We start from the raw sequence: 15970 nt of genomic DNA, 5'->3' as shown, positions 1-15970 counted from the left end.
AGAATACCCATGTTTTATCGCATTAAAACTGAAAAAATGCAGGTTAATGCGCGTAAAACAAATTCACTCATCATCCGGGATTAGGTGTAATGGCTCTTTTACATCCAAATGAATTTGGTCATTTTGACGAAAATCAAACGGCGTAATGCCATATTCTTTACGGAACATATAGGTAAAGTGAGATTGCGAGCCGAAGCCAAAATCTAACGCAATATCAAAAATACTTTGGCTGCTGTTTCTTAATAAATTTACGGCGCCAGCCAGTCGGCGCTGACGGATATATTTTCCTAAGGAGATTCCTGTGACCTCCTTAAAGATTTTTTGCATATGCCAAAGGGAATACCCAGAATAGGCAGCGAGTTCTTCCAAATGGATGACTCGACCTAAATGCTCTTCGATCCATTTACTTAGAGCATTAACAAGTGCTACGTGGTTATCTTGTGCCATCTCAAATTCATTCTTATTTTACGGTAACCGAAGTATACACAACTTCATTTCACCATGACAAAGGTTGGTTGTGCGGTATTACAGATTTATGTATAAAAATCACACAATAATAGCCAGTTATTTATCAAGAGCTGCAAAAATAAACAATTGTTTTCTTGAAAACGATGAATAGCCCATTTTACGAAACTAAAGACGATAATATCGATTAATATTGCCAGATGATGTGACTATTAAGAACCCCATTATCTATGCGAAATATGCTATTAATCATCAGCATTGTAATTATTTGTGCTTTTTTATACCTCTTGGCGATGAATAATCTCTGCGATCAGGGCGGGGATGATTTTCAACTCGGTGTTTGCCGCGTGACGGGTTTGTTACCATTTTGAGTTTGCATTTTGCAACGTCTTACAGGATATTAGTTTGTCATTATTTGGAAACATTAGAAGACAGGCAGAAAGCCAGCTTTACAGTTGTATAATTGCGAGTGGAGTTCATGCAAAAATTCAAATAAACTTGCGTGATTATCACAACTGTGGACGATAACAAAAAGCTAGAGGATGAAGGGTAAAGATATGGCGCAACAGACGCTAAAGCGCGGATTGAAAAACAGGCATATTCAGTTAATTGCCTTGGGGGGCGCTGTCGGTACAGGGCTATTTTTAGGGATAGCAACCACCATCCAAATGGCAGGTCCGTCGGTACTACTTGGGTATGCATTGTGTGGATTTATCGCTTTTCTGATCATGCGTCAGTTAGGTGAAATGATTGTTCAAGAGCCTGTTGCAGGGTCATTTAGCCATTTCGCATTCAAATATTGGGGCGGTTTTGCCGGGTTCCTCTCGGGTTGGAACTACTGGGTGATGTTTATCCTCGTGGGGATGACTGAACTGACCGCTGCGGGTAAATATATGCAACACTGGTGGCCTGAGTTACCTATTTGGGTTTCGGCACTGGTGTTTTTTATTGCGGTTAATGCAATTAACCTGATTAATGTTCGCTCTTATGGAGAAACCGAATTCTGGTTTGCGCTAATTAAAGTTGTTGCGGTTATCGCGATGATTTTATTTGGCTGTTACTTACTGTTTAGTGGCCATGGCGGCCCTCAAGCCAAAGTGAGTAACTTATGGGAATACGGCGGCTTTTTTGCCAAAGGCTATAATGGGCTATTAGTCGCGCTGGCGATTATTATGTTCTCATTTGGTGGATTGGAATTAGTGGGGATCACCGCGGCAGAAGCGGAAGATCCAGATAAAAGCATTCCAAAAGCCATCAATCAAGTGGTTTACCGTATCTTAATTTTCTATATCGGCTCACTGGCGGTATTACTGGCGCTGTATCCGTGGGTGCAACTGGATGGCAAAACTAGCCCCTTCGTACTGATTTTCCATGAGCTGGGTGATTTACTCGTTGCCAATGCATTGAACGTGGTGATTTTGATTGCGGCTCTGTCGGTTTATAACAGTGGTGCTTACTGTACTAGCCGCATGCTGTATGGTTTAGCACAACAAGGTAACGCACCGCGCTTTATGGCAAAAGTGAATAAAGGCGGCGTGCCTGTAATGGCGCTGATTGTTTCAGGTATCGCGACTTCTGGCGGGATCTTGATTAACTTCGTGATGGAAGGCAAGGCATTTGAATTACTGATGTCCTTAGTGGTAACGACGCTGGTGCTAAACTGGATTATGATTTGTGTTTCTAACTTGAAATTTAGAGCCGCGATGAATAAACAGGGTATTGAAACGAAGTTTAAGAGTATTTGGTATCCGTTTGGTAACTATCTGTGTTTAGCATTCTTGTCGCTAATCTTGATTATTATTCTGACAATGGATGGGTTACGCGTTTCTGTACTGATTATGCCTCTTTGGATCGCGGTTCTGTGGGTTGGTTATCAATTCTCAGGTGCTAAAAAACAAGGTGTAGAGAGCAAAGCGTTATAGCCTTATCAATCAGTAAAAGACCAGATAAATAAAAAACAAAAAACCGGTAAGATTTTTAATCTACCGGTTTTTTTATGCTGGCTTTTTGGTCAATCAGCCTCTAGCGAGATGAGTTCAAACGCTTACCACTGCCAACGTAACCAAGCAAACAGGACGTTACCGTTATTGTATGTTCCTGGAATATAGGTCGCTTGAACAGAAAGCTTATCATATTCAATAGAAACTAAAGGCAGAGGCGCAGGGAGTGGAATATAGCTATATTCCTCACGCGCGGTAATACCTAATGTGAATCCCGCCCCCATACGGAAGCCATCAAGATCGCCCGGGATCCACATTTTTTGGAAACCATAACCCACGATTGGCTCGACTTTATTATGGGAATCCATAAATGCCATTGCGTAGAGTGCATGCCAGTCATTATCTTCATCATAACGATATTTACCGATACCAAAGCCCCATGGCTCTTCATTATAGGTATCTGTTTTTTCTTTATCGTACATAAGACGGTTATGCCAAGTGAAGAACGGGATATACAGCTCATATTTGTCAGAATCCCAAGTGGTGCTGACATTATTAGTGAATTTATCCCATAAACCGACTGACTGCTCTTCAGCAAATGCAGGCGATGACATGCAGATTGAAGCGCTCAGAATTGCCGATGCGCCTACAACCAACTGTATGTTTTTATTAACTCTCATTGTGGATCCAATCTAGTTTTATCTGATAGATGAGTCATGATAGACATTGACAATGATGACATCATTATCGCAATTGTAATAATTGTAGTGGAAATTATTTTAATAAAGATAAGCTAAATAGGACAGCAATAAATGGTTAAATTAGGATAATGACGTATTGGGATCGTAATTTGCTGTAAGGGTTCAACTCAATATTGATATCAATTTTTTGATATTAGAATGAATCAATTAGCTATAACCATTTGATTATTAATTATAAAAATCCAATTTATTTTTGATGAAAATCAATCGCATTTAATTATTGAAGATAATAGATAATCTGCTAGTAATTAGCATTGTGTATGAGACAATTCATTTAAGGACGTTATTTAATTAACTTAATGATTTTTATTAAGTTAAAAAGACGTAATAAGCGCAATATGACTAAGGTCAATTATCTTTCTAAAGGCAATTGTTTTACTGAAGACAATTATTTTACTGAAGACAATGGAGAGGGCACTAATGAGAGTGAATGCATTAACGATTGCGGGAACGGATCCATCTGGTGGAGCCGGTATTCAAGCAGATCTGAAAACATTTTCCGCACTCGGTGCGTATGGAACCAGTGTGATGACTGCGCTGGTGGCACAAAATACGCAAGGTGTTCAAGCCATCCATAATATCCCTTCAGACTTTGTTGCGGCCCAATTGAACTCTGTTTTAAGTGATGTCCGTATTGATGCCGCGAAAATCGGCATGTTATCTAATCGCGGCAATGTTCAAGTTGTCGCCAATGCGTTGAAAAAAACACCCGTGCCTTATGTGGTGCTCGATACGGTGATGGTAGCTAAAAGCGGAGATCCGCTATTATTGCCAGATGCGGTGGAGACGCTAAGACGCGAGCTTTTACCTATGGTTTCGCTGATCACACCAAATTTGCCCGAAGCGGCAGTATTACTTGATGAGCCGATGGCACAAACGGAAGAACAAATGCGTGAGCAAGGGCAACGTTTACTGCAATTAGGTTGCCAGAGTGTCTTGATGAAAGGCGGGCACTTAATCGATTCTCAAAGCCCTGATTGGTTGATCACCCCAGAAGGTGAGTGGCGCTTCACATCGGTACGTATCGATACCAAAAATACCCATGGTACGGGATGCACATTATCTGCTGCATTAGCTGCACTGAGGCCGCGTTTTGAGGATTGGCAACAAACAGTTGTGGAAGCAAAAGCCTATTTGCAAGGGGCGCTAGAGCAAGCGGATAGCTTAGAAGTTGGTAGTGGTTTTGGACCTGTACATCATTTTCATCGCTGGTGGTGAGAATTTTGAGGGACTAGAAAAAAGAAATGGCTAGCTCAAGGGAGATTGAGCCAGCCAAGGAGGTGGTTCCTAGTCTTAATTTATGACTTTCTAGTTCTTCGTTTTCGACAGTGACTATACGATATAGAATAACCAATTGATGTGATCTGTTGCATAAATTTGGATATTGAGTGCACTTTTTAACGAAACTGTCAATAACGAGAATGATTCTCAACTAAAATAAAGCATAAAATGGCCGTTTTTTACACGAATACCTAAGAAAAAACCCATAGTCATCGATCATGGGCTTCTATTTAGTAAAACGTGTTTAGTAATAAGCGATGGAATGCTTAGTCAGTTTACGCTTTTTCTGCTTTTACGCTTTTTCTTCTTGGGCTTGGTGCGGATCTCGAGTAGTCGTTCCTGCAAGATTGCGGATCAACAAACCAAAATTCACATCCACATCTTCAGGAATTGGCAGATAAACTACATGTCCATTACCTGGAGCAACTTCAATAGATTCACCTTTGCGGTTAGTTAATGCATCCAGAGTAAAGACGATATTACCTGACGGTGTCATTAACTCTAAGCTGTCACCGACGCTAAATTTGTTTTTCACATCGACTTCCGCTAAGCCATTCACTCGGTTGCCTGTGAATTCACCGACAAATTGCTGGGTATCCGAAACGGAATAGCCATATTCATAGGTTTGGTAGGCATCATGGGTGTGACGACGTAAGAAACCTTCGGTATAACCACGGTGTGCTAATCCTTCAAGGGTAGAAAGCAGGGTTGGGTCAAATGGCTTACCCGCTACCGCATCATCAATGGCGCGGCGATATACTTGGGCTGTACGAGCACAATAATAGAATGATTTAGTACGACCTTCGATTTTCAGTGAATGAACGCCCATTTGGGTCAGTGTTTCAACGTGTTCGATGGCGCGTAAATCTTTTGAGTTCATGATGTAAGTGCCATGTTCGTCTTCAAAGGCGGTCATGTATTCGCCCGGACGCATCGCTTCTTCAATCATGTAGACTTTATCGGTTGGAGCACCTTCACCGAGTGTTGGCGCTACGTTTTTAACGGGGATTGGCTCATGAACATGCACGATGTTACCCACATCGTCTTCTTTGCCTTCTTGAACTTTATATTCCCAGCGACACGCGTTAGTACAGGTGCCTTGGTTAGGGTCACGCTTATTAATATAACCAGACAGCAGGCAGCGACCAGAATATGCCATACACAGCGCACCGTGTACAAAGACTTCCAGCTCAATTTCAGGCACTTGCTGGCGGATTTCAGCGATTTCTTCCAACGATAATTCGCGGGATAAAATCACGCGAGTTAATCCCATTTGTTTCCAGAATTTTACGGAAGCCCAGTTGACGGCGTTAGCCTGAACCGACAAGTGAATATCCATCTCCGGGAAGGCTTCACGCACCATCATAATCAGACCAGGGTCTGACATAATCAGTGCATCGGGTCCCATTTCAATCACGGGAGTCAGATCACGAATAAAGGTTTTTAACTTGGCGTTATGTGGCGCGATATTGACGACCACATAGAATTTTTTACCCAGCTCGTGGGCTTCGTTGATCCCTTTCGCGAGATTCTCATGGTTAAATTCGTTATTACGCACGCGTAAGCTATAACGTGGTTGGCCAGCGTAAACCGCATCGGCACCGTAAGCGAAAGCATAGCGCATGTTCTTCAAGGAACCTGCTGGGGATAATAATTCTGGTGTAAACATGTTAGTTCTCAGTCTGATGTCAGGTCAGCACCAAGCCGGATGGCTTGGTGTAAAAATTCGAGGGTGGGGATTTTAACGCTAAATGACGGGAATGCCAAATTTCCCATGTAAAAAACAGGGTTATAATTTTGTTACAGAAACGCTGGCAGCAATTAGATGTCGTCCCAACGATAGCCTAAACCATAGATGGAGCGGATAAAGGTTTTTTCGTCATCCAACGATTCGAGCTTACGGCGTAAATTTTTGACGTGGCTATCAATGGTTCTATCGGTGACCACGCGATGGTCGTCATACAAAATATCCAGTAATTGATCCCGAGAAAACACCGTACCTGCGTTATCAGACAAAAACTTTAGTAGGCGAAATTCTGCGGGGGTTAATTCCAGTAATTTATCGCCATAACGGACTTGGAACGCATTTTCATCGATAATCAGTTGAGTCTCTTGGCTACCTGTAGACGAATGAGCTTTTTGGCAACGGCGCAAAATCGTTTTCACTCGGGCAACCACTTCTCGCGGACTAAAGGGCTTACAAACGTAGTCATCGGCACCAATTTCTAACCCTAATAAACGGTCAATTTCTTCCGTTTTAGCCGTCACCATAATCACAGGAACGTCGCTGAATTTACGCAGTTCACGGCAGACTGAAATGCCATCGAGTCCCGGCAACATCAAATCTAATAAAATCAGGTCAGGAAAGTGCTTTTGTACATAGGGGATCACTTCATCACCACGCATCAGCAAGGCGGGAACATAGCCTGCCGCTTGCAGATAATCAAACAGTAATTGTCCAAGTTTGGGTTCATCTTCAACAATCAGAACATGGGCGCTATTGGCTCCCAATAAAGGGGAATCAGGCAAAGACACTATTGCTCCTCCTGCGTCGTAATGGGAATTTGAATGGTTATCTTCACGCCACCGAGTGGAGAGGGGGCAGCAGAAATAGTCCCGTTATGGGCTTCGACAATATTATAGCAAATCGCCAGCCCCAAACCTGAGCCGCCACTCGCACGGTTACGAGAAACTTCTACACGGTAAAATCGCTCAAACAGACGCTGGCACTCTTCAACACTTAATCCCGGCGCGCTATCTTCCCACGTGATCACTAGTTGTTGGTCATGTTGGTTCACGTTGACGGCAATTTTGCCGTGAGGATCGGTATAGCGCAGGCTGTTTTCCATCAAATTATAAAACAGTTGGTTAATGCGGTCAGGGTCAGCAAATAGGTGGGAATGGGAGGAAAAGTGAGTTTCTAACGTCAGTTGTCTATCTTCCAATCGCCATTTGGCTTGCCCTAAATTCATCTCAATAATCGGGATAATATCGATAGATTCCATACGATAAACCAAGGAGCCTCTATCGGATAACGAAAGCTGATGCAGGTCATTGACCAGTTTTATCAGTGTTTGAGTCTCATTGAGTAGGGAATTGATGGTTTCAGGAGTCGCTTGGCGTACGCCGTCTTGCACAGCTTCAAGTTCTCCGCGTAAAACGGAGAGCGGGGTGCGTAATTCATGGGAAATATCCGCCATATAATCGCGGCGCATTTGCTCATTTTTTTCCAACGTCGAGGCGAGATGGTTAAAGTCTTTTGCCAATTGCCCCAACTCATCTTGGCCAATCTCAGATATCCGTGCGCTGAAATTGCCTTTAGCGAGCTGTTGAGTACCTTCCAATAATCGGGTGATGGGCTTTAAAAAGCCGCGAGCTAAAAATAGGGTTACTAACAGCGCCACGAACAGAGATAGCCCTGCAATTACCCAGCTAATGTGCATCTGCTGGGTATCAAAACGTTGGTCTAATTGGTTGCTGATACCACTTTCATAACTGGCAACTAGCCAGCCGACGGTTGCTCCTCGGCTCGTTTTAACTGGCACGCGGATGACTTGATCCGGTGGGGGGAGGTCACGCCCCCAAATGAGGTTGTCTTTGGTGTCATAAACCCAAAACATACCGCGCATTCGCTTATGACCACCGCCATGACCTTGCCCTTGGTGCTGATTATCGACATTGCGTAAAATACGGAAAAACATCCGCTCATCAACCGCCAAAAAACGCCAACTTTCTCGCTCCTCGTATTGTTCGGCAAGCGCCAAAGCGAGTAACTCAGCACGTTGCTGGTCATTCTCTTTTATATAGTCAATAAAACCATGCTGGAAGCCCATTCTGACCCCTTGATGCATGATAGCAACCAGCAGCAAACAGGTGGCAAAGATAGCGATAAATAACCGAGTACTGAGGCTCGAGAGTTTAAGCTTCATGGGATTTCTCCTGCATTGAAGGCGCTTTGCGTGAAAACCGCTGTCTCAGAGTATCAAAACTGAGATACACCACTGGGGTGGTAAATAGCGTCAGCAACTGGCTCATGACCAAACCACCAACAATTGCGATCCCCAGTGGTTGGCGTAATTCTGCGCCATCACCTGTACCTAGCATCAAAGGGAGCGCCCCAAAAATCGCGGCAAGGGTCGTCATTAAAATCGGTCTAAAGCGCAGCAGGCTCGCGCGTAAAATAGCTTCTTTCGCCGATAAGTTCGCATTGCGTTGGGCTTGAAGGGCAAAATCTACCATGATAATGGCGTTTTTCATCACAATCCCGATAAGCAACATAATGCCGATTAGAGCAATTAGGCTAAATGGCGTATCAAATAATTCCAAGGCTAATAACGCGCCGACACCTGCGGATGGCAGTGTCGATAAAATGGTGAGTGGGTGAATATAACTTTCATACAAAATACCCAGTACCAAATAGACCGTGACAATCGCCGCTAAGATTAAAAATAACTGAGATTTTAAGGTATCTTGGAAAACTTGCGCTGTTCCTGCGAAAGTACCGCGTACCGTCGATGGAACGCCTAAAGCGGTCATGGTTTTTTCCACCGCCACAATCGCATCGTTTAAGGTATAACCGTCTGCCACGTTAAAGGAAATAGTAGACGCGGCTGATAACCCTTGGTGGTTAACACTTAAAGGTGCATTGGCGGGTTGCCAGCGGGCAAAATAGGAGAGGGGAATAGCTTCTCCCTGTTTATTCACCACAAACATTTTATCCAGCGAACTGACGTCTTGGGTATATTCCGGTGCCACTTCCATCACCACTTTATATTGGTTCATGGCTTCATAAATGGTGGAAATTTGACGTTGACCAAAGGCGTTGTTGAGCAGGTTGTTCGCATCACGCACATCGATACCCAGTTGCGCCATCAAATCGCGGTCATAGGTTAATGCCATCTCCGCGCCTTTATCTTCTTTATCAGAGTTCACATCGGTTAATTGAGGCAAATCCCCCAGCGCTCGGCGAATAGCGGGCTCCCATGAACGTAATGCATCCAGCTCGTCGGCTAACAGGGTGAATTGATAGCTGGCTTCGGATTGGCGTCCGCCCACGCGAATATCTTGAACGGGTATCATAAATAAGTTGGCACCGGGTTCGTTCGCCAGTTTCATGCGCAAGCGATTAATCACGCTGTTGGCACTCTCTTTGCGCTCATCCAGTGGTTTTAAGGAGATAAACATAGAACCGCTGTTGACGCGGCTGCCGCCCGTAAATCCAGTGACGCTATCCACGGCAGGATCCGCTTTCACTTGCTGCATAAAGCTGGTCATTTTTTGCTTCATTGACTGGAATGAGATGCTTTGGTCTGCTCGAACGAATCCCAGTAAACGCCCTGTATCTTGCTCAGGGAAAAAGGCTTTAGGGATCGAAATATACAGATAAACATTCAAGCCAATTGCCGCAATCAGCACCGCCAGTACACTGCGACGATGAGATAGCACCCAATTTAACGTGACGGCGTAACTTTCTTGTAACCGAATAAGAACGCGTCCAAATCCTCGTTGCTTGGTATTAGCAGAGCCACGTTTTTTCAGTAAATGCGCGCACATCATCGGGGTTAACGTCAGCGAGATAATCAATGATATTCCGATGGCAGTAGAGAGCGTAATAGCAAATTCGCGGAATAATCGCCCAACTAATCCATCCATCAATAACAGTGGGATAAACACTGCCACTAAAGAAATACTCATAGAAACAACAGTAAAGCCAACCTCAGAAACCCCTTTAACCGCCGCGATAAACGGTTTTCGACCATTTTCAATGTGCCGAGAAATGTTCTCTAACACTACAATGGCATCATCCACTACGAATCCGGTGGCGACAGTTAAGGCCATCAATGACAAGTTATTGAGGCTAAACCCGCATAAATACATGGCGGTAAAGGTACCAATTAACGAGACAGGTACCGCAATAGCGGGAATTAAAGTGGCACGCCCTGAACGTAAAAATAGCAATACGACGAGGATCACCAGCGCAATCGCAATCATTAACGCCCGTTCGACCTCTGCCAGCGACGCTTTGATTGTGGGTGTTCTGTCTTGAGCAACCTGTAAATCAATAGCGGCGGGGATCATATCTTTAAATTCAGGAAGTTCTTCGCGAATGCGTTTGACAGTTTCAATGATATTGGCACCCGCTTCGCGGCGAATAATGATCAAAACCGCCGGTTCACCACTGGACATCCCTGCGGCTCGCACATCTTGGACGGAATCTTTTACGACGGCTACATCACTGAGTTTGACGGCATTGCCATTGCTGTAATGCACAATAATCGGACGGTAATCGGCGGCTTTTTTCAGTTCGTCATTAGTCTGGACTTGGTAGCGATTATCGTCATTATTAATATAACCTTGGGGCTGGCGCACGTTGGCACTACTGATGGCAGAGCGCACAGCATCAAGGGAAACCCCTTGATTAAATAGGGCGGTTGGGTTGAGTTCTACACGCACAGCAGGAAGAGAACCACCCCCTACGGCAACTTCACTGACGCCATCGATTTGCGCGATACGCTGAGCTAAGCGTGTGGATGCCACATCATACATTTCCCCGGTACTTAAGGTTTTTGATGTGAGGGTTAAAATCATAATCGGCGCGTCAGATGGGTTTGATTTATAGTAACGTGGTCGACTTGGCATGCCGCTAGGTAATAAATTTTGTGCGGCATTCAACGCCGCTTGTACTTCCCGCGCGGCATTATTGATATCTTTGGTTAAATCAAACTCTAAGGTAATGGAGGTTCGCCCTAACGAACTGCTCGAGGTCATCTCATTTAACCCAGCAATACTACCTAATGAGCGCTCAAGCGGTGTCGCGATAGAGGATGCCATGGTTTCAGGGGAGGCGCCAGGAAGTGACGCTGTCACCCTTATCACAGGGTAGTCTACCTGTGGCAATGGCGCCACAGGTAAAAACAGAAAGCTCAATGCACCGCACAGGGTAATGGCGACACTGATTAACGTGGTCGCCACCGGACGGCTAATAAACAAAGCAAAGAAGCGTTTCATTAAGACTCCTGTACCTTGTGCTCACGGCGATTGAAGCGATGGGCTAAACGGTCAAACATCAGGTAAATTACAGGCGTGGTGAACAGAGTTAAAATCTGGCTCATGATCAGCCCGCCCACCATACAGACCCCCAGTGGTTGACGCAGTTCTGCTCCGACACCAGTACTGAGCATCAGTGGCAGCGCACCAAGCAACGCAGCCATGGTGGTCATCAAGATCGGGCGAAAACGCAGTAAACAGGCCTGATAGATCGCATCATACGGGGATAAACCTTGTTCACGCTCTGCGGCGAGAGCAAAGTCAATCATCATAATGGCGTTCTTTTTCACAATCCCGATCAGCAAAATAATCCCGATAATGGCGATAACATCGAGCTCATTGCCCGCCATCATGAGTGCGAGCAGAGCCCCCACACCAGCGGTCGGCAAAGTGGACAAAATAGTGATTGGATGAATAAAGCTTTCGTATAGAATACCCAGCACGATATACATGGCGATAATAGCAGCAAAAATCAGCCAAACGGTGCTACTCAGCGCTGCTTCAAAGGCGAGGGTGGCGCCTTGGAATTGTGTCGTTATCGATTTTGGCATCGCTATCTGTTTTTCAGCCAGTTTCACCGCATTGACCGCCTCTTCTAATGAAGAATCTCCCGCTACATCAAAAGAGAACGTGACTGACGGGAATTGATCAAGGTGATTAATCGCCAAAGGACCATAGCCTTCTTGAATATTCACAAGGGTATTTAGTGGAACAATGGCGCCATCAGTACCTTTCAAGCGAATATCATTGAGCGCATCCATTCCATCACGGGTTTGGGTATTATGCTCTAAAATCACGCGATACTGGTTAGCTTGGGTGTAAATGGTGGAGATCATACGCTGACCAAATGCGTTATACAGAGCGTTATCGATATTCGACATAGTAATACCAAAACGGCTCGCGGTATCCCGATCCACATTCACATACGCCACTAAACCTTTGTCTTGCCAATCGCTGCTGACATCAATCAATTCAGGTTGCTGACTTAAGGCTTCCTGCAATTTTGGTACCCAAGTGCTGAGCTCATCCAGAGAACCTGCTTGCAGCGTAAATTGATACGGGGTACGGGAAACCTGCGTATCAATGGTTAAATCCTGTGACGGTTGCAAGTAAAGATTAACCCCTGCAATGCCGCTGGTGGCTTGTTGTAAGCGAGGAATAATCGTAGGAACACGATCGTCGCGTTCATCAAGAGGCTTCAATGTGATTTGAATACGGGCGTTATTCAGAGTGGCATTGTTACCATCGATACCCACATAGGTGGTAACGTTCTCAACCGCCGGATCTGCCAGAATAATGCCAGCCACTTCTTGCTGTTTCTTCGACATCGCGGCAAACGAAATGGATTGGCGACTTTCAATTGTGCCTTGAATGATTCCGCTATCTTGCAGTGGGAAGAACCCTTTCGGGATCCACATATACAGCAGCACAGTAAGTACCAAGGTTCCCAGCGCGACACACAGAGTTAACCATTGGTGGTTAAGAATGCGTTTTAGCCAAACACCATAACCCGCAATCATCCACTCAAAAAAACGCTCACAGGCGATTTCAAAGCGGTTATGTTTATGCTGAGATTCCGGTTTGAGTAAGCGGGCGCACATCATTGGGGTGAGGGTGAGGGATACCACCGCAGAGATCAGAATTGCCACCGCCAACGTAATCGCAAACTCACGGAATAGGCGCCCGACAATATCCCCCATAAACAGCAGCGGGATCAGTACGGCAACCAAAGAGAAGGTCAGGGAGATAATGGTAAAACCGATTTCTCCTGCGCCTTTTAAGGCGGCAACAACCGGCTTATCCCCTTGTTCGAGATAGCGAGAAATGTTTTCAATCACCACGATGGCGTCATCCACCACGAATCCCGTGGCGATGGTGAGTGCCATCAAGGTGAGGTTATTGACGGAAAAACCACAAAAATACATGACGGCAAAGGTGCCAACTAACGATAAAGGTACGGCGATGCCGGGGATCAGCGTCGCAATACCATTACGTAGAAATAGGTAAATCACCATCACCACGAGGGCGATAGCGAGCATTAATTCGAATTGAACATCATTAACAGAGGCGCGAATGGTGCTGGTACGGTCAGTCAAAATATCCACGTTAACGGATGCTGGTAAGCTTTCAATCAATTCAGGCAACAACGCGCGGATAGTATCCGTGGTGCTAATCACGTTAGCGCCAGGTTGGCGCTGAACGTTAATGACAATCGCTTGTTGGCTATTGGCCCATGCACCGAGATAGGCGTTCTCAGCGCCTTGTTCAATGGTGGCAATATCTCCCAAACGAACAGGGGCGCCATTTTGGAAAGCCACAATCAACTTGCGGTAATCCTCAAGGGATTTCATCTGGTCATTGGCAGATAACGTTACAGAGCGGGTTGGACCATCAAAACTCCCTTTTGCAGAGTTGACGTTGGCATTATTGATAGCGGTGCGAATGGTTTCGCTGTCTAATCCTTTTGCCGCCATGGCTTGCGGATTAAGATTGACGCGCACAGCAGGGCGTTGTCCCCCCGCTAAGGTGACTAAGCCGACCCCAGTCACTTGGGAAATTTTCTGCGCCACGCGGGTTTCAATAATATCTTGTACCTGCGTTAACGGCATCGCATTGGAGGTGACGGCGAGCGTTAAAACGGGCGGATCCGCAGGGTTTACTTTGTTGTAAATCGGTGGATACGGTAAATCGGAGGGCAGCAAGCTGGTGGCGGAGTTAATCGCTGCTTGAACCTCTTGCTCTGCCACATCGAGAGGCAAAGAGAGCTGGAACATTAAGGTGATCACCGACGCGCCGCCAGAGCTGCGAGATGACATCTGTTGCAAACCAGACATTTGACCAAATTGAGTTTCTAGCGGTGCAGTGATAGCCGATGTCATTACATCAGGGCTGGCACCAGGATATAAGGTCACCACCTGAATGGTTGGGTAGTCAACTTCCGGTAATGCTGATACAGGTAAAAACCGATAACCGATGATCCCCGCGAGCAAAATCGCCACCATAAATAAGGTGGTTGCAACAGGGCGCAGAATGAAGAGGCGGGATGGGCCACCGCCTTTATGAGTATCCGGCTGCATTAGGCTTTCTCCGCGCTATTGCGAGGTTTTTTCTCAGCGGAAGCGGGTTTCTTTTCAAGGGTTGAAGCGTTGACCACTTCAACTTTCGCGCCGTCTGTTAGCTTATCGACGCCATCGGTAATGACTTTTGTATTGGCGGATAAACCGCTTTCAATCACGACTTGTTGGCTGTCTTGAATGCCCACCGTCACAAGGTGTTTCGTCACGGTATCATCATCGCTTAGTACCCAAACATAGTGACCTTCATTGCCCATTTGCAGGGCAGCAGTTGGGATCACGACAGCATTTTGTAAGGTCTCTACCTGCATTTTGACGTTCACAAACTGGTTCGGGAACAGTTTTTGCTCTTCGTTAGTAAAGCGTGCTTTGATTTTCAGTGTACCGGTTGCGGGATCAATTTGGTTATCGGTACTCAGTAATTCACCGCGCGCAATCATAGCAATGTTATTACGATCCCACGCTTCAATCAGGACTTTATTTCCTGCAGCTTGTGCTTGCTGGATTGCAGGAATGTCGCCTTCAGGTAAAGCAAATAGCACGTCAGCAGGTTGTGTTTGGGTGATCACCACAATCGGCGTGGAAGTCCCTGAAGAGATAAAGTTACCCACATCCACTTGTTTTAAACCGATGCGTCCAGAAATAGGGGCGGTAATTTTACTGTAGGTGAGTTGCAGCTTGGCGTTATCAACCGCGGCTTGGTCAACTTTGATGCTACCCTCGGCTTGTAACACAGTAGCCCGCTGGTTATCCAGCTCTTGTTGGGAGATGACTTTGGTTCCCGCCAGTTTTTGGTAGCGGGTCAGGTCTAATCGAGCATTGGCTAAAGTCGCTTTATCTTTAGCTAATTGACCTTCCGCTTGAGCAAGTTGCACTTCAAAAGGACGTGGGTCAATTTGCGCGAGTAAATCACCCGCTTTAACGGATTGCCCTTCGGTGAAGTAGATATTCATTAATTGACCTTCAACTCGGCTAGTGACCGTCACCATGTTAGCAGCCTGTACAGTACCTAAACCGGATAGGAAGCGCGGAACGACTTTTTCTTGGGCAGTGGCAAATTGAACGGGTGCAAGTGGGCGCATTGGTCTTCCACCTGCTTTTTTCCCTTGTCCATCTTGAGTTGCACTGGCTGTGGTTGGTACTTCATTTTGGTTATTTTTATGGTAGACATACCAGGTTGCGCCAGCCGCAGCTAACAGAGCAACAAACAGGGCAGAGCGAGTCAAAATTGTACGGCGTTTCTGTGTCGTCATGGTGGGTAATTCGCTTAACTCAAGGTTGAGTAAAATCAGTTAGGAACCATTCCAATAAATTTAACTGAATATAATAAGGTATATATTAAAAATTAATCAGTTGCGTATTTTAATAGTTTAGCCTGAGGGGAACAAAAGAAAATGGAGGA

11 protein-coding genes are annotated in these 15970 nt (G+C 45.4%); 3 read left to right on the top strand and 8 right to left on the bottom strand.

Annotation, left to right across the window (positions count from 1 at the left end; all coding sequences use genetic code 11):
- Positions 1-63: 63 nt before the first annotated feature.
- The gene (locus GKR61_RS05345) at positions 64-447 is read right to left on the bottom strand and encodes a helix-turn-helix domain-containing protein (protein WP_036953169.1); all 384 of its coding nucleotides are present in this window, start codon (positions 445-447) and stop codon (positions 64-66) included.
- A 248-nt stretch (positions 448-695) separates the two neighbouring features.
- Between GKR61_RS05345 and mgrB the strand changes: the two genes are divergently transcribed.
- Positions 696-836 carry a PhoP/PhoQ regulator MgrB gene (gene mgrB, locus GKR61_RS17795; protein ID WP_071992159.1) on the top strand — a complete coding sequence of 47 codons (141 nt, stop codon included), beginning with the start codon at positions 696-698 and terminating at the stop codon, positions 834-836.
- Between the two features lie 186 nt (positions 837-1022).
- Entirely contained in the window at positions 1023-2387 is a 1365-nt protein-coding gene (locus tag GKR61_RS05335; RefSeq protein ID WP_036953171.1) for an amino acid permease, read from the top strand.
- Positions 2388-2509: 122 nt separating this feature from the next.
- Here the strand turns inward: GKR61_RS05335 and pagP are convergent, their stop codons facing one another.
- On the bottom strand, positions 2510-3085 hold the full coding sequence (pagP, locus tag GKR61_RS05330; RefSeq protein WP_036953173.1) for a lipid IV(A) palmitoyltransferase PagP: 576 nt from the start codon (positions 3083-3085) through the stop codon (positions 2510-2512).
- Between the two features lie 501 nt (positions 3086-3586).
- Here pagP and thiD point away from each other — a divergent pair.
- Complete coding sequence (gene thiD / locus GKR61_RS05325; protein WP_036953175.1) at positions 3587-4384, top strand: bifunctional hydroxymethylpyrimidine kinase/phosphomethylpyrimidine kinase; 798 nt, start codon at positions 3587-3589, stop codon at positions 4382-4384.
- A 355-nt stretch (positions 4385-4739) separates the two neighbouring features.
- Here thiD and trhP read toward each other — a convergent pair whose 3' ends face one another.
- The 6 genes from trhP to GKR61_RS05295 form a co-directional block, all read right to left on the bottom strand.
- Complete coding sequence (gene trhP / locus GKR61_RS05320; RefSeq protein WP_036953177.1) at positions 4740-6116, bottom strand: prephenate-dependent tRNA uridine(34) hydroxylase TrhP; 1377 nt, start codon at positions 6114-6116, stop codon at positions 4740-4742.
- Between the two features lie 152 nt (positions 6117-6268).
- Positions 6269-6976 (bottom strand): two-component system response regulator BaeR, encoded by a 708-nt coding sequence (baeR, locus tag GKR61_RS05315; RefSeq protein WP_230083130.1) that lies wholly within the window; start codon positions 6974-6976, stop codon positions 6269-6271.
- A 5-nt stretch (positions 6977-6981) separates the two neighbouring features.
- Positions 6982-8376, bottom strand: coding sequence for a two-component system sensor histidine kinase BaeS (baeS, locus tag GKR61_RS05310; RefSeq protein ID WP_154599189.1), 1395 nt, complete (start codon positions 8374-8376; stop codon positions 6982-6984).
- Positions 8366-11455, bottom strand: a complete 3090-nt coding sequence (mdtC, locus tag GKR61_RS05305; protein ID WP_154639598.1) for a multidrug efflux RND transporter permease subunit MdtC — start codon at positions 11453-11455, stop codon at positions 8366-8368. Before mdtC ends, baeS begins: the two co-directional genes overlap by 11 nt.
- Positions 11455-14571 (bottom strand): MdtB/MuxB family multidrug efflux RND transporter permease subunit, encoded by a 3117-nt coding sequence (locus GKR61_RS05300; protein WP_154609548.1) that lies wholly within the window; start codon positions 14569-14571, stop codon positions 11455-11457. The genes mdtC and GKR61_RS05300 overlap by 1 nt, the downstream gene beginning before the upstream one ends.
- Positions 14571-15821, bottom strand: coding sequence for an MdtA/MuxA family multidrug efflux RND transporter periplasmic adaptor subunit (locus GKR61_RS05295; RefSeq protein ID WP_108478028.1), 1251 nt, complete (start codon positions 15819-15821; stop codon positions 14571-14573). Before GKR61_RS05295 ends, GKR61_RS05300 begins: the two co-directional genes overlap by 1 nt.
- Positions 15822-15970 lie beyond the last annotated feature (149 nt).

This window comes from Providencia sp. wls1916 (assembly GCF_009706585.1).
Classification (GTDB): Bacteria; Pseudomonadota; Gammaproteobacteria; order Enterobacterales; family Enterobacteriaceae; genus Providencia; species Providencia lanzhouensis.
Note: the sequence above shows the minus strand (reverse complement) of the source record. Positions and strands in the feature narration are given on the sequence as shown.